The following is an 18,889-nucleotide window of genomic DNA, read 5'->3' on the forward strand; positions in this document are numbered from 1 at the left end:
ATGCTTTTCCTCCCCCGCTTACAGATCTTCGGCGAGGATCATTTCGGTCAGACCCTTGCCGGCCGCCACCATCGGGAACACATTGGCACCAGGATCGATGATGAAGTCCATGAAGACCAGATCGTTCTTGTGCTCGGTAAAGGCCTTGCGCAATGCCGGCTCGACATCTTCCGGCTTTTCGATGCGCATGCCGACATGGCCATAGGATTCGGCCAGCTTGACGAAATCGGGCAGCGAGGTGACGTAGGACTGGGAATAACGCTTGGAATAGAACATCTCCTGCCACTGGCGGACCATGCCAAGCATGCCGTTGTTCAGGTTGATGATTTTGATCGGCAGTTCGAACTGCTTGCAGGTCGACAACTCCTGAATGCACATCTGGATCGAGCCTTCGCCGGTAACACAGGCCACCTGCGCACCCGGATTGGCAAACAGCACGCCCATCGCGTAGGGCAGACCGACCCCCATCGTGCCCAGACCGCCGGAATTGATCCAGCGACGCGGCTTGTCGAACTTGTAGTACTGCGCGGCGAACATCTGGTGCTGACCGACGTCCGAGGTGACAAAGGCATCGCCGCCGGTCACTTCGTAAAGCTTTTCGATCACGTACTGCGGCATGATGTGCGCACTCTGGCGGTAGGCCAGCGAATCGCGGCCGCGCCACTGATCGATCTGTTTCCACCAGTCGGCAACGTCGGGATCGGTCACGACGTCACCATCCAGCAGCTTGAGCATCTCGTCGAGCACCTCGTTTACGTTGCCGACGATGGGCACATCCACCTTGACGCGCTTGGAAATCGACGACGGATCGATATCGATATGGATGACCCGGCGCTTCTCCTGGCCGTAATGCTCCGGATTGCCGATCACGCGGTCGTCAAAGCGGGCGCCGACGGCAAATACCACGTCGGCGTAATGCATCGCATTGTTGGCCTCGAACGTACCGTGCATGCCGAGCATGCCGACAAACTGCGGATCAGTCGCCGGATAGGCACCCAAACCCATCAGGGTATTGGTGACCGGGAACTTCAGCTTGCGGGCCAGTACGGTCAGCTTCTCTGCCGCTTCGGACAGAATCACGCCGCCGCCGGCGTAAATGATCGGACGCTTGGCTTCCTGAAGAATCTGGACGGCTTTCTTGATCTGCCCCAGATGCCCCTTGACGACCGGATTGTAGGAACGCATCTGGACGGTCTTGGGGTAATCGAATTCACAGACCTGGGCCGTGATGTCCTTCGGGATATCCACAACCACGGGACCGGGTCGTCCGGTCGACGCAATATGGAAGGCCTTTTTGATCGTGACCGCCAGATCCTTGACGTCCTTGACCAGGAAATTGTGCTTCACGCAGGGGCGGGTAATGCCGACCGTATCGCACTCCTGGAAGGCATCCTGACCAATGTAGGCCGTTGGCACCTGACCGCACAGGACGACCATCGGGATCGAGTCGGAATAGGCGGTGGCAATGCCGGTCACGGTATTGGTCACACCAGGCCCGGAAGTCACCAGGGCAACCCCGACTTTCTGTGACGAGCGGGAATAGGCATCGGCAGCATGAACAGCAGCCTGCTCGTGGCGGACCAGGATGTGCTTGACCTCTTCCTGCTTGAAAAGGGCATCGTAAATGTGCAGCACGGAACCACCAGGGTACCCGAACACATATTCGACCTTTTCTTCTTGCAGGCACCTGATTACAATTTCCGCACCGCTGATCATCATACTCGAGCCTAAAAAAGCTGTTAGCGTGAAAAGGGCGTAACCTTAATCGACACCACGGTGACGGTCAAGGTGCATTGCCGCAGAACGCCCATCCGGCTCGTCCGACGAAAGAAACGCTCTGGCCACACCACATCAACTCTCGGGATTTCTCGAAAGCGTCGAACGGCGCGCCTTCAAGCAGGCCATGTTTGCCGTGCACGAAGAGGAAGCCGCACTGGACATCGTTCAGGACTCGATGATGAAGCTCGCCGAAAAATACGGCGATCGACCCGAAGAAGAGTTTCCGATGCTGTTCCAGCGCATCCTGCAGAACACCATCCGCGATTTCTACCGGCGCAGCAAGGTCCGCTCGATGTGGACTACCGTGCTTTCTGCCTTTGGTGGCGATGAGGACGACGAACACGACCCGCTCGACACGCTGCTTGGTGACCAGGACACCGACGGCCCCAGCACACCGGAAAGCGAACTATTGCGTAGCCAGACGCTGGCCGCGATCGAGGAAGAATTAAAAAAGTTGCCGGCACGTCAACGCGAAGCATTCATCATGCGTTACTGGGAAGACTTGGACGTTGCGGAAACGGCCAGCGCCATGGGTTGCTCGGAAGGTAGCGTCAAAACGCATTGCTCCCGCGCAACCCATACGTTGGCAGCAGCCCTGGCGGCAAAGGGGATCAGACTATGAACGAAATACAGAAAGCCTACAGAATCAAGCGGGCCCTGAACCACGGGCTCAAGGACATTCCGGCACCGGCCCTCCGACGCCTGGAGGCAGCCCGCCACCTGGCACTCGCCAACCAGAAACAGGAAGCGGCATCGATCGCCCTGATCGGTGCCGGCATGCGCACGACCGCTTTCCGCATCCCCGGACAGGCGCCGCGCATCCCCTATCTGAAGCAGATCATGGCGGTCACCGCCTTGCTGCTGGGCATGTGGATTTCCTTCTACTGGCACAGCACGCAATACGTCAGCGAACTGGAAGAAGTGGATAGCGCACTGCTTGCCGACGACCTGGACCCCGAAGCACTCATTGACCCGGACTTGCTTGAATGGCTGAAAGACGACTCCTCAGACGACACCTCGCTGGAGTGATTCTGGCGTTCGCGCTGTTCAGCCTGGCTCAGGCGGACACCCCGACGGCAGTCATCATCGGCACCCCGCCGCAACCCGAGTGGAGCGGACTGACGCAGACCCAGAAGGACGTCCTGCAACCTTTGGCCAAGGACTGGGACAGCATGGAGGCCGTTCGCCGCAAGACCTGGCTGGCGATTGCCGACCGCTATCACCGGATGGATCCGCCCGAGCAAGGACGAGTCCAGCAGCGCATGCGCGACTGGGTTCGACTGACGCCCGAGCAACGCGCCAAGGCACGAGGCAACTATCGCGAACTCAAGCAACTGTCGACCGAACAGAAACAGCTGATCAAACAGAAATGGTCAGCCTACAAGCAGTTGTCGGACGAAGAAAAACAGGCAATACGGGAAAAGCACAAGTCGTCGGCCTTACTGGCACCGCCCGCCCCTTCGCCCGAAACAGTCGAAATCGATGGTAACCTGCCGGCTTCGCCCGACTCGCCAAAATAAATGACTGTTGCCGTACCCGGCATGGGCCGCCGCCTGGTGTCCATGCTCTACGAAGGGCTCGTGCTCTTCGCCATCCTCATCGCCGGCTTTCTGTTTCCCCAGATCGTGCTGTCCGGCTTTGGCTTTCAGGCCAGCGGCCGGCTGCTGTGGATTCACTGTTTCCTGCTGCTGATGATGTATTTCACCTGGTTCTGGCTGCATGGCGGACAGACGCTGCCGATGAAAACCTGGAAGATTCGCCTGGTCGACCGCAACGGTGGACCGTTACGCCCGACCCAGGCGATCCTGCGCTACTGCGCGATGTTGCCCAGCACCCTGTTGTTCGGCGTCGGCATCCTGTGGGCCGTGTTCGACACCGACAAGCAGTTTCTGCACGACCGGATCGCCGGTACCCGACTGATCCGCGTTCCGGAGCCAGGATCAGCGCCGCTCGACCCACCAGATCATCGCACCGGCAGCGAGCAGGAACAGGGCTGACGGCGCTGCCGCGCTGGCGAACGGCGGCCAGGCATTGATCACGCCGAGATTCGAGAACAGGCCGTTCAGGGCATAGAACGCGATACCCAGCATCACGCCAGTGAATATCTTCAGACTGACCCCGCCGACCCGGTCATGGGCGTAGCCAAAAGGCAGCGCCAACGCCACCATGACCAACGCGGACAGCGGGTAGAGAAATTTCTTCCACATCGCAATCACGTAGCGATCCGTGTTCTGCCGGTTCTCTGCCAGATGCCGCGTGTAGCTGAAAATATTCATCAACGACATGCGTTCCGGCGGCACCATCAGCACGGCCAGCAGATTTGGCGTCACCGATGACGCCCAGACGTCCTCCGGCAATCGTTCGACACTGGCGCGGTCGCCGGCCAGCGCAGTGCGCACGACTTCCTGAATGCGCCAGCCGACCGTCTTGTCGAAACTGGCAGAGGCCGCATCGGTCACCGAAACCAGGGCGTTCCGGTCATCGAAACGATAGATGCGGATTCCTTCGAGAAAGGTTTGCGTCGTTACCCTGCGGATATTCACGAAGCTGCGCCCATCCTTGACCCAGACGCCACTCGAGAACCCCTGCTGGGCCACGACGCGGTTCAGCGCATTGGCCTTGATTTCATGCGCCAGCTTTTCGGTGAAAGGAACCAGCACCTCGCCGATCAGGAAAGTCAGCACAGCCAGCAGCAGGGCGGCACGGCACAAGGTGCCGAGAAGTCCTGCGGTCGACATCCCGGAAGCCCGCAAAACTGTGATCTCGGAATGACGCGCCATCGTCGACAAGGCATACAACGCACCGATCAGGCAGGCAATCGGTACCAGTTCGTACACCAATCCCGGCAGACTGAGCGCGACGACCAGCGCTGCACGCCAGATGTCGTAAGTTCCCGAGCCGACCCGACGCAACTCGTCGACAAAGTCGAAAAAGGAGAAGAGCGCCAGAAAGGCCAGCAACACAAGCATCACTGCCGCCAGCACTTCGCGCTGCAGGTAGCGCTGGTAGAGCGCGTTGGACAGGATGGACGGCATCGATCAAAGCCCCTTGCGACGGAACGGGCTGCGCAGGACCATGCGCCGGCGGAAAAGCAGCAGCAACGGCAGCAGCATCAGCAGATGTGGCGCCCAGACACCGATCGAGAACGGCACCAGTCCGCGCCCAACCCAGGCCTGAACGACGGAAATCAGATTGCTGTAGATGGCGTAAACCAGAATGGCGATCAGCATGTTGGCCGAGCGCCCGGCACGCGGATTGACGTACGAAAGCGGGATCGCCAGCAAGGCGAGAATCACCGCCGAAACGGGAATGGCGATCCGCCACAGCAATTCCGCACGAGCACCGTTGCCAGGCTCTTCGAGCAGATCGAGGATATCCATCCGCTTCGGCGAATTACTGCCCGGCTTGATGTCGCTCTCTTCCGTCATCACCTGATAACGCTCGAACGCCATCACCTTGAATGCCGCACTTCCCGGCTGAACCTCGTAGCGCCGCCCGTTTTCGAGCACCACCGCCCGTTGACCGCCGCCCACCGTCTCCAGATAACCGGCATCGGACATCACCACGCCCAGCTTGCCATCCTGCACATTGGCCACAAAGACATTGCCGACACGCTCGCTTTCACCGGGAATCTCCTCGACGAAGAACACCCGCTGACCATTGCCCACTTCCTTGAACGCCCCCGGTGACAGGCGCGAAAGCTCGGAGCGCGCCGCCAGCACGCCCCGGTAGTCTTCCTGTGCCTGATTCGCCCACGGCGTCAGCACGACAGCCAAGGCAGCGACGGCCAGCACGATCGGCAGCGAAAATACCAGCACCGGCCTGACCCACGCCGTCAGCGGCAAACCGCTGGACAGCCAGACCACCATCTCGGAATCGCGATACAAGCGGGACAACGAGAGCAGGATGGCGACGAACAACGTCAAGGTCAGCAACATCGGCAGGAATTTCAACGCGCCGAAGCCGAGCAGGGTGATCACCCCTTCGGGCGCAAGACGGCCGCCCGCCGCATCCTTGAGCAGACGAATCAACTGGATGGAGGTGAGAATGGCCAGCAACGCGACACTGATGCCAGCCGCTGCCTGAGCAAATTCGCGCCGGACGGCACGCTCGAATATCATGCTTTGACGAAACTGAAAAAATGCAGGGATAATCCCGCGGATACCGATATTTCCTGGACCAGGAGCAGCGCGTGGAATTTAGCATAAAAAGCGGCAGCCCGGAGAAGCAGCGCAGTGCCTGCGTCGTGGTGGGTGTGTTCGAGCCGCGAAAATTGAGTTTTCCGGCGGAGCTCATCGACAAAGCCGCTGGCGGCTATCTCGCCGACGTCATCCGTCGCGGCGACATGGAAGGCAAGGCGGGCACCACGCTGTTGCTGCACAGCGTCCCGGGGACACTCAGCGACCGCGTACTGCTGGTCGGCCTGGGCAAGGAAAAGGATTTCCGGGAAAAGGAATTCACCGCCGCCGTCCGTACTGCCGTCAGAACACTGAACGACACCGGCGCCTTCGACGCGACGCTGTTCCTGACCGAGTTGCCGGTCAAGAAGCGCGATGTGACCTGGCGCGTTCGTCAGGCCGCATGTACCGCCATCGACGCCACTTACCGCTTCGATCAGTTCAAGTCGAAGAAGGAAGAGGTACGCCGTCCGCTGCGCAAGCTGACACTGGCCGTCGAGCGGCGCAACGAACTGACCCAGGCCGAAACGGCGCTCAACCAGGGCACTGCGATCGCCGAAGGCATCGCCCTGGCCCGCACGCTGGGCAACCTGCCCCCCAATGTCTGCCACCCCACGTATCTGGCCGAGCAGGCCAGAGCACTGGCCGACGAGTTCAAGCTCGACTGCGACATCCTCGAACGCGCCGACATGGAAAAGCTGGGCATGAACGCCTTGCTTGCCGTCGCCCGCGGCGCCCACCAACCGCCGAAACTGATCGTCCTCCACTACCGTGGCGGCCCGGCCGCCGGCAAACCGGTCGTTCTGGTCGGCAAGGGCGTCACCTTCGACACCGGCGGCATCTCGCTGAAACCGGCTGCCGAAATGGACGAAATGAAGTTCGACATGTGCGGTGCCGCCAGCGTTCTCGGCACGCTGAAAGCAGTTGCCCGGATGGCGCTGCCGATCAACCTGACGGTCATCGTGCCGGCCACCGAGAACATGCCGGGCGGCAATGCCACGCGGCCTGGCGACATCGTCACCTCGCTGTCCGGACAAACCATCGAGATTCTCAACACCGACGCCGAAGGCCGGCTGATCCTGTGCGACGCCCTGACCTACGCCGAACGTTTCGAGCCGACCACGGTGATCGACGTCGCCACGTTGACCGGCGCCTGCGTCGTTGCACTGGGACAAGTGGCCAGCGGTCTCTTCTCGAGCAAGGACAGCCTGGCCCGCGACCTGCTCGACGCCGGCGAAGAAGCACTGGATCGCGCCTGGCACATGCCCCTGTGGGACGATTACCAGGAACTCCTGAAGAGTCCGTTTGCCGACATGGGCAACATCGGCGGCCGCTACGGCGGCGCAATCACCGCGGCCTGTTTCCTGTCGCGCTTCACCAAGCAGTATGACTGGGCTCATCTGGACATCGCCGGCACCGCCTGGAAGTCCGGTGCCGACAAGGGCGCCACCGGCCGCCCGGTGCCGCTGCTGGTGCACTGGCTGATGCAGCAGGCCGGTTCGGGCGAATGACCCAGGTTTTTTTCTATCACGGCGCCAGCGACCGCATCGCCGCCGCCTGCGCCCTGATCGGCGGCGCCTGGGCAAAACGCCGGCCGCTGATCATCTACGCACCGGAAAAACAGGTGGCGGACAGCGTCGACCGCAGCCTGTGGACCGCCAATCAGTTGAGTTTCATTCCGCATTGCCGGGCCGACTCACCACTGGCCGCCGAAACGTCGATCCTGATCGCCGACCGACTCGACGCGCCAGCCCAGCAGGAACGGCTGATGAACCTGTCGCGCGAACAGCCGCCGGGTTACCAGCGCTTTGCAAGCCTGGTCGAGGTCGTCGGCCAGGACGAGGAAGACCGGCTGGCCGCGCGCGAGCGGGTTCATCGCTACAAGGAAGCGGGCTGCGACGTCCGTTACTTCGACCTCAGCCAGCGCTGACGCCATGCCCAGCCCCATCCTCGCCCGGGCCGACGCTTTGATGCAACGCCGCCGCGCCAGCCTGGCCGACGGCGACGACGTACCGGTCCTGACCGACGCGGTGGTCAATGACGAAGACGACATTCCGCTGCTGCTCGACGCGGAAACGGCCGCTCCCACTACCGCCGAGCAGCCGGCCACCGATTCGCCGCCCTCGCCGAGCGCAGCACTTCGGGAGGAAGAACGCTTCAGCACCGACGAGGAACGCGAACTCTTGATCACCGCACTGACCGAACGGGTTGTACTGCGCCTGCAGACTGAAATCCCGCGGCTGGTCGCCGTCGCCGTGCGGGAATTCCTCGACGAACAGCAGCGCCAGTCCTGACACGAGCCGACGAGCAGGCAGCGGCGTCCGGTATAATTGCCGGTTTTCCGTTTTCCCTTCCCGCGCCGCCATGGAACTCGCCAAAGCCTTCGAACCCGCCGATATCGAACGTCGCTGGTATCCCGAATGGGAAACCAGAAATTACTTCGCCGCCGGGGTCGACCGCAGCAAACAGGACAATTTCTGCATCCTGCTGCCGCCGCCCAACGTCACCGGCACGCTGCACATGGGTCATGGCTTCAACCAGACCATCATGGACGCGCTGACCCGCTACTACCGGATGAAGGGCGCCAACACGCTGTGGCAGCCGGGCACCGATCACGCCGGCATCGCCACGCAGATCGTCGTCGAGCGCCAACTGGACGCGCAAGGCATTTCCCGGCACGACCTCGGCCGCGAGAAATTCCTGGAGAAGGTTTGGGAGTGGAAGGAATACTCCGGCGGCACCATCACCCGCCAGATGCGCCGCATGGGCACCAGCCCGGACTGGAAGCGCGAGCGCTTCACGATGGACGCCGGCCTCAACAAGGTCGTCACCGAAACCTTCGTCCGCCTGTACAACGAAGGCCTGATCTACCGCGGCAAGCGTCTGGTGAACTGGGATCCGAAGCTGCATACCGCCGTCTCCGACCTGGAAGTCGTGCAGGAGGAGGAAGACGGCTTCATGTGGCAGATCCGCTACCCGCTGGCCGATGGCAGCGATAGCCTGGTGGTCGCCACGACGCGTCCGGAAACCATGCTCGGCGATACCGCCGTGATGGTCCACCCGGAAGACGAGCGCTACAAGCACATGATCGGCAAGACGGTGAAGCTGCCGCTGACCGGCCGCGAAATCCCGATCATCGCCGACAGCTACGTCGATCTCGAATTCGGCACCGGCTGCGTCAAGGTCACGCCGGCGCACGATTTCAACGACTACGCGGTCGGCCAGCGCCACGGCCTGCCGATGATCTCGATCCTGACCCTGGACGGCAAGATCAACGACCACGCGCCCGAGAAGTATCGCGGCCTCGACCGTTTCGACGCCCGCAAGGCCGTCGTCGCCGACCTCGAAGAACAAGGCATCCTGGTCAAGGTCGACAAGCACAAGCTGAAGGTGCCGCGCGGCGACCGTACCGGCGTGGTCATCGAGCCGATGCTGACCGACCAGTGGTTCGTCGCCATGTCCAAGCCCGGCGCCGACGGCAAGTCGATCACCGAGAAGGCGCTCGACGTCGTCCACTCCGGCGAGATCAAGTTCTACCCGGAAAACTGGGTCAACACCTACAACCAGTGGCTGAACAACATCCAGGACTGGTGCATCTCCCGCCAGCTCTGGTGGGGCCACCAGATTCCGGCCTGGTACGGCGTCAATGGCGAGGTCTTCGTCGCGCACAGCGAGGAAGAAGCCCGTCACCTGGCCGATCAGGCCGGTTACGCCGGCCAGTTGCAGCGTGACGAAGACGTCCTCGACACCTGGTATTCGTCCGCCCTGTGGCCCTTCTCGACGCTGGACTGGTCCGGCGACGAGGCGACCGACGCGGCCAACCAGGTGCTGCAGCAATACCTGCCGTCGTCGGTGCTGGTCACCGGCTTCGACATCATCTTCTTCTGGGTCGCCCGCATGGTCATGATGACCAAGCACATCACCGGCAAGATCCCGTTCAAGCACGTCTATGTGCACGGCCTGATCCGCGACGGCGAAGGCCAGAAGATGTCCAAGTCCAAGGGTAACGTGCTCGACCCGATCGACCTGATCGACGGCATCGGTATCGACGCGCTGGTCGAGAAGCGCACCTTCGGCCTGATGAATCCGAAGCAGGCCGAGAGCATCGCCAAGAAGACCAAGAAAGAATTCCCGGACGGCATTCCGGCCTTCGGCACCGACGCGCTGCGCTTCACCTTCGCCTCACTGGCCAGCCCGGGCCGCGACATCAAGTTCGACCTGAACCGCTGCGACGGCTACCGCAACTTCTGCAACAAGCTGTGGAACGCCACGCGCTTCGTGCTGATGAACGTCGAAGGCCACGATCTGGCGCTGGAACACCAGCAGCACGGTCCGAGCTGCGGCGGCAACGCGCCGCTCGAATTCTCCTTCGCCGACCGCTGGATCGTCAGCCAGCTGCAGAAGGTCGAGCAGGAAGTCGCGCAGCATTTCACCGATTACCGTTTCGACCTGATCGCCCAGGCCATCTACAAGTTCATCTGGGACGAGTTCTGCGACTGGTACCTGGAAATCGCCAAGGTGCAGATGCAGACCGGCAACGAGGCACAGCAGCGCGGCGCCCGCCGGACCCTGGTGCGCACGCTTGAAGCCATCCTGCGCCTCGCCCATCCGCTGATCCCGTTCATCACCGAGGAACTGTGGCAGACGGTGGCGCCCATTGCCGGCCGCAAGACGCACGACTCGATCATGCTCACCGCCTACCCGCAAGCCGAGGACTACAAGATCGACACCGCCAGCGAGGCCAAGGTCGAGCGCCTGAAGGCCCTGGCTTACGCCTGCCGCAACCTGCGTGGCGAGATGGGCCTGTCGCCGGCGCAGCGCACGCCGCTGCTGGTGGCCGGCGGCGGCGAGGAAATCGCCGAATTCGCACCGATCCTGGCCGCCCTGGCCAAGCTCTCCGAGGTCCAGATCGTCGCCGACATGCCGGAAGACGCGATGGCGCCGGTCGCCGTCGTCGGTGAAATCCGCCTGATGCTCAAGGTCGAGATCGACGTCGCGGCCGAGAAGGAGCGCCTGAAGAAGGAAATCGAAAAGCTCGAAAAGCAGATTTCCATCGCTCAGGGCAAGCTTTCCAACGAAGGCTTCGTCGCTCGTGCGCCGGCCGCCGTCGTCGACCAGGAAAAACAGCGCGTCGCCGAATTCACGGCCACGCTGGAAAAACTCAAGCCGCAACTGGCCAAACTGGGCGACTGACATGAACGGACCGCAACACACCGAGCGCTTCTCGCGCATCTTCACCGCCTTCATGGTGTATTGCGTACTGGTCTGGTTGTGGGGCCTCGGCCTGTTCATGCTGTGGCCGTGGCAGAAGGGCGGCGAATGGTTGCCCGATTATCCGGTCGTCGTGCATTGCGCCGGCGAACAGGATTGCCCGATACCGGTCGGCAAGCTCGACGAAGCGCGCGCCGACGGCCGTCTGCTGGCCCTGATGCCAAAGGACGATACCGGCGAGACGGCTTACGAATCGATCACCGTACAGTGGAAGAAAGTGGCGGGCGGCATGCAGGTCAAGGCTTCCGCCTGGAACTTCCAGACCACCGTGCGTTACCGCATCGAGGACGACCGACCGGTCCTGCTCGAATACCAGGAAATCGGCGGCAAGGTCTTCCTGTACGCATTGCTCGGCGCCCTCCTCTCGCTCGGCCTGCTTTACCTGAACAAGCGGCGCAAGGCTGACTGAAAAATAACGGATTTCCACGGTCGACCGTGGAAATCGCTAAATTTCGCCGGTCGACCGCAGGCGAACGCGGATCAAGCCGCGCAAGGCATTGCCCAGCCAGAAACCGTCGCTCAGATCGGCCGGATACAGCACGGCCTCCCTGGCCTTGCCCTGCGCCAGCAGGCTGTCGCGCAACACGCCGGGCAAGGCGCCGCTGCTCAGCGGCGGTGTCAGCAAGTAGCCGTCGCGCTCGACAAAAACATTGCTGCGTGCGCCTTCGGCAACTTCGCCGCGCCGGTTGAGGAAAACCGCATCGAACACCGCCCCGTCGGCCGGCAAGCCGGCGAGCGCCGCATCGTATTCGGCCCGCTCCGTGGTTTTGTGCCGACGCAGCGGATCGTCGGCGTCGATCCGTACCTCGGCCAGTACCGCCAGTCGCTCGTTCGGCGCCGCCGCTTCAAGCGGAAAGGCCGCCACCTCGATCCGCCCGGCCTTGTCCAGCGTCAGACGCACGCGCCAGGTTCCGGCGACCGGTTGCGCTGCCAGTGCGCGGAACAAGCCTTGCTCGTCGATCGGGAATCCCAGCCAGGCGGCGGAACGCTTGAGCCGTGCGTAATGTCCCGCCCACATCGGATAGACGCCGTTGTCGCGGCGCAAGGTTTCGATCAGCTTGATGCCGGGATCGAGATCGCGCAGGAACGCCAGTTTCAGGGCGCACTCCTGCCATTCCGCCGCCGGATCGGAATCGGCGACGATGCCGCTGCCGACGCCGACCCGCCCACGCCCGCCGGCCGCGATCTCCAGCGTGCGAATCGCCACGTTGAGCCGGAAATCGCCGTCCGGCGCCAGCCAGCCGAGGGCACCGGTATACAAGCCGCGCGGCGCGTTCTCCAGTTCGCCGATGATCTGCATCGCGCGGATTTTCGGCGCACCGGTGATCGAACCGCAGGGAAACAGCGCCTCCAGGATGTCGCCGAAACTCGCATCGGGCGCCATCGCCGAAATTTCCGAGACCATCTGGCGCACCGTCGGGTAATCCTCGACGTCGAACAGGCGCTCGACACGCACGCTGCCCGGTGTGGCGATGCGTCCGAGATCGTTGCGCAACAGATCGACGATCATCAGGTTTTCCGCCCGGTCCTTGGGCGAGTCGCGCAGTTGCGCCAACGGCGCGGCAAGCGGTGCGGTGCCTTTCATCGGTCGGGTACGCAGACGACCGGCCCGTCGCTCGACGAACAGTTCCGGCGACAGCGAAACGACGGCACTCCGGCCATCGCCGACAAAACCGCCGTAGCCGGCCGGCTGACGTTCGCGCAGCGCCGCGTACAGGTCGAGCGGGTGGCCGAAAACCCGGCAATCCAGCGGGAACGTGAAATTGACCTGATAACAGTCACCGGCCGAAATCCACGCCTTGATGCGGTCGACCGCAGCAAGATAGGTTTTTTCGTCGCGCGACGAGCAAAGGCCGCCGACGCCGGCCGCCCGGCCGGGACGCTGGCGGCTCAGCCACGCTTCGGCCTCCGGTACCGTCAAGCGTCGACAGTCGGCAAAGCGCCAGAAACGCGCGAGTGGGCGCTCACCCGGCGACCACTGGGACGGCGCCGATTTCGGTTCCAGCAGATGACCGAGCTCGTAGTCGAGGGCAACGACAGTCCAGGCCGGACGCGCCGTCAGCTCGGCCAGCGCGGCATCGAAGCTGCTGCGGTCGACGACCTCGATACAGGAAAAAAGGCCGCTGAAAAGCCAAGCGGCGGGTTCGCCTTGCGGCGCCCGCCGATCTTCAAGGAAAGCGACGAAATCGGGGTTTATTTGCGCTTCAGGTAAAACTCGAAGACATTGTTCACCTCGCGCTGATCGACCAGCTCGTTGCCGGTCTGCTTGGCGAAGGCGGGGAAATCCTTGAGGGAACCCGGATCGGTCGCCTGCACGCGCAGCACCTGACCGGATTCCATATCGGCCAGCGTCTTCTTGGTACGCAGGATGGGCAACGGACAGTTCAGCCCCTTGACGTCGAGGTCGCGATCAAATTCCATGGTCGTATTCACAAAACACAGTGCCGCGATTCTACCCTCAATTGCGCTGCGCCTTCATTTCTTCGACACGCTGCAACTTGAGTTCGCGCAAACGCGCGTCGATCGACGACATCTCGTAAAAATTGGCGTCACCGGCCTTCTGCGCCAGTTCAAGCTGGCCGATCGCCCCTTGCGTCTGGCCCTGCAAGGCGAACACCTCGGCCAGTGCACGATGCTGCATCGCCTGCCGTCCCTGGCCGGCATAGGCCAGCGCCCGCAACTTGTGCAGCCGCACATCCTGCGGATTGGCCAGTAACTGCTCCTCGGCGAAACGCAAGGTTTCGTCGTAGCGCCTCAACTCGCCCAGGGCATCGCCGTAACCGTAGATCAGCGCAGTGTTCTGCGGGTAGCGCTGCATCGCTTCGCGATAGATGCGCAAGGCCTCGACGCCCTGGCCGTTGGCCAGGCGGATCTGCGCCGCCAGCCGTTCCAGCATCGCCGATGGCTGGTGCATGGCACGCGCAGCATCGATCTCGCGCGCCGCCGCCGCCCAGTCGCGCGCCCGGAAAAAGGCCTGCGCCAGCCCGTAACGGACAACCACCTCATTGCTGAACTTGCGCGCCTGCAGCAATTGGCTGAAGTCCTTGATCGCCTCCGCCGGCAAGCCCTGGTTTGCCCGCAATCGGGCCCGCACCAACTGGAAGTCCAGGCTGTCGGCAATCTGCCGGTACGGCAGCGCGCGTTCCCGGTTCTGCATGTCCGACATGCGCTCGCCGCTCAACGGGTGAGTCCGCAAATAAGCTGTCGCGCTGCTCTCGTACAGGCGCGCGGACTGCTGCAGTCGCTCGAAGAATTGCGCCATGCCGCGTTCGTCGAAACCGGCCTTGGACAAGGTGTCGAACCCGAGACGATCGGCCTCCCGCTCGTAATCCCGGGAAAACGCCAGTTGCGCCGACAGCGCACCGGCCTGGCTAGTGGCGATGGCCGCCGTTGCCACCTGGCCGTTGGAGCGGGCTGCCAGCAAGGCCAAGCCCATCGCCACCATCGACGCAATGCTGACCTTTTTCGACTGATAGATCTGGCGCGCGATATGGCGCTGGGTCACATGCGAGATTTCATGGGCCAGCACACCGGCCAGCTCCGACTCGCTCTGTGCCGCCAGAATCAACCCGGTGTGCACACCGATATAGCCGCCAGGCATCGCGAAAGCGTTGATGCTGGGATCGGCAATGGCAAAGAACTGGAATCCGAAGCCGGGATCGGCACTGAACGACGCCAGCCGATTGCCCAGCTGATTCAGGTAGAACTCGACGTCGGGATCGTCGAGATAAGCCGCCTCGCGCCAGCGAATCTCATGCATGATCTGCTGGCCGATACGCTTCTCCGCCGCAATCGGCAGATCCTCCGCCGCCACGTCGCCCAGTTCAGGCAATTCGTGGGCCGACACACTGCTCGCGGCGAGCAGGGAAGCCAGAAGCAAGGCGGCGAGACGTCGGGAAAAAGCCATGGGTGCTATGATATTCCATCCCGCGCGACGGTCCAGCCGGCGCTTTGTAACCGAAAGCAAGTCATCGTGACCGATTCCCCCTTGACCCATTTCGACGCCACCGGCCAGGCCCACATGGTGGATGTCGGCAACAAACCGGAAACCGCCCGTATCGCCCGTGCCGCCGGTACCATCCGCATGCAGCCGGAAACGCTGGCCCTGATTCGCGACGGCTCGGCCAAGAAAGGCGATGTTCTCGGTATCGCCCGCATTGCCGCGATTCAGGCGGCCAAGCGCACCGGCGACCTGATCCCGCTGTGCCATCCGATCGGTCTGACCCGCGTCGCCGCCGAATTCGCCATCGACGACACCGACAGCGCCGTCCACTGCTCGGTCACCGCCGAATGCTTTGGGCGCACCGGTATCGAGATGGAAGCGCTGATAGCGGTTTCCGTCGGCCTGCTGACCATCTACGACATGTGCAAGGCCGTCGATCGGGGAATGCGCATCGAAGGCGTGCGTCTGATCGAAAAGAAGGGCGGCAAGTCGGGGCACTGGATCGCCGACTGACCTGTCGGCGGCACGATGCCCGAAATCGGTGCAGACGCACCAGCACGCATCATTTCGAAGTCACTACAGACAATAAAAAAGCCCGCCGGAGCGGGCTTTGCATGTTCCTGAACGGCAGCGAATCAGGCGCGCTGGATATTCGAAGCCTGTTTGCCTTTCGGGCCCTGGACGACTTCGAAGGAAACCTTCTCGCCTTCCTTGAGGGTCTTGAAGCCGTTCATGTTGATCGCGGAGAAATGGGCGAAGAGATCTTCACTGCCATCATCCGGCGTGATGAAACCAAAACCTTTTGCGTCGTTGAACCACTTGACGGTACCGATTGCCATGTTTGCTACTTTCCTACAAAACGAATGAACTTCCGGGTCTCCCCGACTCCCTGTTTGAGCTCAATAACGCGGCGCCCCCGGCAACCTCGATACAGCTTGAAGCCAAACAAAGACGCTTTCTACGCCTGTTGAATGATGACGTCAACAGGTTTGGTTGATGCAGCGCAAAATCCTCGGGCAAGGGAATTGCTAGGCAATCAATGAATTTGTCGCAGTCACTCCCGTAACCCCGGTTGCAGATTGGAAAGGACTGTATAAGAATCGGACGCATGGCTACGAAGATTCAGGAAGGCGGACAGCTAGAGGCTTTGCGCAGCAAGCCGGCGCCGCCACGGATGTACAAGGTGGTGTTGCTGAACGACGATTACACACCGATGGATTTCGTCATCACCGTTCTGCAGCGTTTTTTTTCGTTGGACACTGAACAAGCGACGCGAATCATGCTCAAAGTTCACAACGAAGGCCGTGGCGTCTGTGGGGTTTATCCCCGCGACATCGCAGCAACGAAGGTTGAACAGGTCATTGCTTTCGCCCGCCAGAACCAACACCCGCTCGCCTGCATCATGGAGGAAAACTGATGATTGCCCAGGAACTCGAAGTCAGCCTGCACATGGCCTTCGTCGAGGCGCGTCAAAAACGCCACGAGTTCATTACCGTCGAACATCTGCTGCTGGCATTGATCGACAATCCCTCCGCGGCCGAAGCCCTGCATGCCTGTGGTGCGAAAACCGACACGCTGCGTAAGGATCTGAACAATTTCATCACCGAACACACGCCGACGGTTTCCGGCGAGGACGACATCGACACGCAGCCGACCCTCGGCTTCCAGCGCGTCATCCAGCGGGCCATCCTGCACGTGCAGTCGTCGGGCAAGAAGGAAGTCAACGGCGCCAACGTGCTGATCGCGATTTACGGCGAGAAGGATTCGCACGCGGTGTATTTCCTGCAAAAGCAGGGCGTCACGCGGCTGGACGTGGTCAATTTCGTGTCGCACGGCATCAGCAAGGTGCCGCAGCAGAAGGCGGTGCCGGAAAGCGAGGTCGATAGCGAGACCGAAAAGGCCGATGCCGGACCGCTTGAGCAATACACCATCAACCTGAACGCCCTGGCGTTGCAGAACAAGATCGACCCGCTGATCGGCCGCGACAAGGAACTGGAACGCGTGATCCAGATTCTCTGCCGCCGACGCAAAAACAATCCGTTGCTGGTCGGCGAGGCCGGCGTTGGCAAGACGGCCATCGCCGAAGGCCTGGCCCGCCGCGTGGTCGAGGGCGAGGTGCCGGAAGTGCTCGCCCAGGCCAACGTCTATTCGCTGGACATGGGTGCCCTGCTCGCCGGCACCAAGTACCGGGGCGACTTCGAGCAACGCCTGAAGGGTGTCTTGAAAGCGCTGCAGGACAATCCGCATGCGGTCCTGTTCATCGACGAAATCCATACGCTGATCGGGGCCGGCTCGGCCTCGGGCGGTACGCTCGATGCCTCCAACCTGCTCAAGCCGGCACTCTCTTCCGGCCAACTGAAGTGCATCGGTGCCACGACCTACACCGAATTCCGCGGCATCTTCGAGAAGGACAGTGCACTGTCGCGGCGCTTCCAGAAGGTCGATGTGGTCGAACCGTCGGTCGCCGAGACCATCGAAATCCTCAAGGGCCTGAAGGCGCGCTTCGAGGCCCACCACGGCATCAAGTATTCGGCGACGGCGATCTCGTCGGCCGTCGAACTGTCGTCGCGCTACATCACCGACCGCCATCTGCCGGACAAGGCAATCGATGTGATCGACGAAGCCGGTGCGGCACAGCGCATCCTGCCCAAGTCGAAGCAGAAGAAGACCATCGGCAAGACCGATATCGAGGAAATCGTCGCCAAGATCGCCCGCATCCCGTCGCAACACGTGACGATGGACGATCGCAGCGCACTGAAGAACCTCGACCGCGACCTGAAGGCGACCGTCTTCGGTCAGGACAAGGCGATCGATGCACTGGCCAAGGCGATCAAGATGGCGCGCTCCGGTCTCGGCAATCCGGGCAAGCCGATCGGTTCCTTCCTGTTCTCCGGTCCGACCGGGGTCGGCAAGACCGAAGTCGCCAAGCAACTGGCCTATTGCATGGGGGTCGAACTGATCCGCTTCGACATGTCCGAGTACATGGAACGCCACGCCGTCTCCCGGCTGATCGGCGCCCCGCCGGGCTACGTCGGTTTCGACCAGGGCGGCCTGCTGACCGAGGCGGTCACCAAGAAGCCATACAGCGTGCTGCTGCTCGACGAAATCGAGAAGGCGCACCCGGACATCTTCAACATCCTGCTGCAGGTGATGGACCACGGCACGCTGACCGACAACAACGGACGCAAGGCGGATTTCCGCAACGTCGTGCTGATCATGACCAGCAACGCCGGCGCGGCGGAACTGCAGAAGTCGAGCATGGGCTTCACGTCGAGCAAGGAAATCGGCGACGAGATGCAGGAGATCAAGCGCCTGTTCACGCCGGAATTCCGCAACCGGCTGGATGCGATCATCTCCTTCCGTGCGCTGGATCACGAGATCATCCTGCGGGTCGTCGACAAGTTCCTGATGCAGCTGGAAGAACAGTTGCACGAGAAGAAGGTCGATGCCCACTTCACGGATGCCGTCAAGGAAATGCTCGCCGAACGCGGCTTCGATCCCTTGATGGGAGCCCGGCCGATGGCTCGCCTGATCCAGGACACGATCCGCTCGGCGCTGGCCGACGAGCTGCTGTTCGGCCGTCTGGCCAACGGCGGGCATGTCACGGTCGACCTCGACAAGGAAGGAAAAATCCAGCTCGACTTCGCCGAGGAAAAAAGCGAAGCCACCGTCTGACGATTGCCTTCCGGTCAAAAAGCCGTGCAAGATTGCACGGCTT

Annotated in this window: 20 protein-coding genes; 13 read left to right on the plus strand and 7 right to left on the minus strand. The window is 62.0% G+C overall.

From position 1 onward, the window contains the following. Nucleotides 1-18 precede the first annotated feature (18 nt). The gene (gene ilvB, locus L0962_RS09125; RefSeq protein WP_234086056.1) at nt 19-1,719 is read right to left on the minus strand and encodes a biosynthetic-type acetolactate synthase large subunit; all 1,701 of its coding nucleotides are present in this window, start codon (nt 1,717-1,719) and stop codon (nt 19-21) included. Between the two features lie 118 nt (nt 1,720-1,837). Here ilvB and L0962_RS09130 point away from each other — a divergent pair, with 118 nt between their 5' ends. From L0962_RS09130 to L0962_RS09145, 4 genes are read left to right on the plus strand one after another with little or no spacing between them, the layout of a single operon-like run. After that, nucleotides 1,838-2,401: an RNA polymerase sigma factor gene (locus L0962_RS09130; RefSeq protein WP_234086228.1), complete on the plus strand. Its 564-nt coding sequence runs from the start codon at nt 1,838-1,840 to the stop codon at nt 2,399-2,401. After that, the gene (locus L0962_RS09135; RefSeq protein WP_234086057.1) at nt 2,398-2,808 is read left to right on the plus strand and encodes a DUF3619 family protein; all 411 of its coding nucleotides are present in this window, start codon (nt 2,398-2,400) and stop codon (nt 2,806-2,808) included. The genes L0962_RS09130 and L0962_RS09135 overlap by 4 nt, the downstream gene beginning before the upstream one ends. Then, nucleotides 2,805-3,299, plus strand: a complete 495-nt coding sequence (locus L0962_RS09140; protein WP_234086059.1) for a DUF3106 domain-containing protein — start codon at nt 2,805-2,807, stop codon at nt 3,297-3,299. Before L0962_RS09135 ends, L0962_RS09140 begins: the two co-directional genes overlap by 4 nt. Continuing rightward, nucleotides 3,300-3,776, plus strand: a complete 477-nt coding sequence (locus L0962_RS09145; RefSeq protein WP_234086060.1) for an RDD family protein — start codon at nt 3,300-3,302, stop codon at nt 3,774-3,776. It abuts the gene before it with no gap. Here L0962_RS09145 and lptG read toward each other — a convergent pair. Together lptG and lptF are read right to left on the minus strand one after the other, a co-directional pair. After that, on the minus strand, nt 3,720-4,814 hold the full coding sequence (gene lptG, locus L0962_RS09150) for an LPS export ABC transporter permease LptG (RefSeq protein WP_234086062.1): 1,095 nt from the start codon (nt 4,812-4,814) through the stop codon (nt 3,720-3,722). The two genes, L0962_RS09145 and lptG, sit on opposite strands and share 57 nt — an antisense overlap. Nucleotides 4,815-4,817: 3 nt before the next feature. Next, nucleotides 4,818-5,900 carry an LPS export ABC transporter permease LptF gene (gene lptF, locus L0962_RS09155; RefSeq protein WP_234086063.1) on the minus strand — a complete coding sequence of 361 codons (1,083 nt, stop codon included), beginning with the start codon at nt 5,898-5,900 and terminating at the stop codon, nt 4,818-4,820. 71 nt (nt 5,901-5,971) lie between these two features. On the opposite strand from lptF, the gene L0962_RS09160 reads away from it, so the two are divergent. The 5 genes from L0962_RS09160 (at nt 5,972) to L0962_RS09180 (ending at nt 11,637) form a co-directional block, all read left to right on the plus strand. Continuing rightward, nucleotides 5,972-7,468, plus strand: coding sequence for a leucyl aminopeptidase (locus L0962_RS09160; RefSeq protein WP_234086065.1), 1,497 nt, complete (start codon nt 5,972-5,974; stop codon nt 7,466-7,468). Then, nucleotides 7,465-7,887: a DNA polymerase III subunit chi gene (locus tag L0962_RS09165; protein ID WP_234086067.1), complete on the plus strand. Its 423-nt coding sequence runs from the start codon at nt 7,465-7,467 to the stop codon at nt 7,885-7,887. The genes L0962_RS09160 and L0962_RS09165 overlap by 4 nt, the downstream gene beginning before the upstream one ends. A 4-nt stretch (nt 7,888-7,891) precedes the next feature. Beyond that, nucleotides 7,892-8,251 carry a hypothetical protein gene (locus L0962_RS09170; RefSeq protein WP_234086073.1) on the plus strand — a complete coding sequence of 120 codons (360 nt, stop codon included), beginning with the start codon at nt 7,892-7,894 and terminating at the stop codon, nt 8,249-8,251. Nucleotides 8,252-8,321: 70 nt separating this feature from the next. Further along, the gene (locus tag L0962_RS09175) at nt 8,322-11,150 is read left to right on the plus strand and encodes a valine--tRNA ligase (protein WP_234086075.1); all 2,829 of its coding nucleotides are present in this window, start codon (nt 8,322-8,324) and stop codon (nt 11,148-11,150) included. 1 nt (nt 11,151) lies between these two features. Further along, nucleotides 11,152-11,637 (plus strand): hypothetical protein, encoded by a 486-nt coding sequence (locus L0962_RS09180; RefSeq protein ID WP_234086076.1) that lies wholly within the window; start codon nt 11,152-11,154, stop codon nt 11,635-11,637. A gap of 36 nt (nt 11,638-11,673) precedes the next feature. On the opposite strand, the gene pabB is transcribed toward L0962_RS09180, so the two are convergent. Further along, nucleotides 11,674-13,335, minus strand: coding sequence for an aminodeoxychorismate synthase component I (pabB, locus tag L0962_RS09185; protein WP_367398022.1), 1,662 nt, complete (start codon nt 13,333-13,335; stop codon nt 11,674-11,676). Here pabB and L0962_RS09190 point away from each other — a divergent pair. Then, the gene (locus L0962_RS09190) at nt 13,237-13,440 is read left to right on the plus strand and encodes a hypothetical protein (protein WP_234086077.1); all 204 of its coding nucleotides are present in this window, start codon (nt 13,237-13,239) and stop codon (nt 13,438-13,440) included. The genes pabB and L0962_RS09190 overlap by 99 nt on opposite strands. Here L0962_RS09190 and L0962_RS09195 read toward each other — a convergent pair. Together L0962_RS09195 and L0962_RS09200 are read right to left on the minus strand one after the other, a co-directional pair. Next, a complete protein-coding gene (locus L0962_RS09195; RefSeq protein ID WP_234086078.1) occupies nt 13,422-13,649 on the minus strand; it encodes a sulfurtransferase TusA family protein in 228 nt (75 codons plus the stop codon). The genes L0962_RS09190 and L0962_RS09195 overlap by 19 nt on opposite strands. 37 nt (nt 13,650-13,686) lie before the next feature. Continuing rightward, entirely contained in the window at nt 13,687-15,135 is a 1,449-nt protein-coding gene (locus tag L0962_RS09200) for a M48 family metalloprotease (RefSeq protein ID WP_234086080.1), read from the minus strand. 66 nt (nt 15,136-15,201) lie between these two features. Between L0962_RS09200 and moaC the strand changes: the two genes are divergently transcribed. Beyond that, nucleotides 15,202-15,684 carry a cyclic pyranopterin monophosphate synthase MoaC gene (gene moaC / locus L0962_RS09205; RefSeq protein ID WP_367398020.1) on the plus strand — a complete coding sequence of 161 codons (483 nt, stop codon included), beginning with the start codon at nt 15,202-15,204 and terminating at the stop codon, nt 15,682-15,684. 122 nt (nt 15,685-15,806) lie between these two features. Here the strand turns inward: moaC and L0962_RS09210 are convergent, their stop codons facing one another. Next, a complete protein-coding gene (locus L0962_RS09210; RefSeq protein WP_234086081.1) occupies nt 15,807-16,010 on the minus strand; it encodes a cold-shock protein in 204 nt (67 codons plus the stop codon). A 269-nt stretch (nt 16,011-16,279) separates the two neighbouring features. Between L0962_RS09210 and clpS the strand changes: the two genes are divergently transcribed. Both clpS and clpA read left to right on the plus strand, forming a co-directional pair. After that, nucleotides 16,280-16,588 (plus strand): ATP-dependent Clp protease adapter ClpS, encoded by a 309-nt coding sequence (clpS, locus tag L0962_RS09215; protein WP_234086083.1) that lies wholly within the window; start codon nt 16,280-16,282, stop codon nt 16,586-16,588. After that, nucleotides 16,588-18,846 carry an ATP-dependent Clp protease ATP-binding subunit ClpA gene (clpA, locus tag L0962_RS09220; protein ID WP_234086085.1) on the plus strand — a complete coding sequence of 753 codons (2,259 nt, stop codon included), beginning with the start codon at nt 16,588-16,590 and terminating at the stop codon, nt 18,844-18,846. Before clpS ends, clpA begins: the two co-directional genes overlap by 1 nt. The last annotated feature ends 43 nt before the right edge of the window (nt 18,847-18,889 follow it).

This window comes from Azonexus sp. R2A61, assembly GCF_021401135.1.
In the GTDB taxonomy this organism is placed as follows: domain Bacteria; phylum Pseudomonadota; class Gammaproteobacteria; order Burkholderiales; family Rhodocyclaceae; genus Azonexus.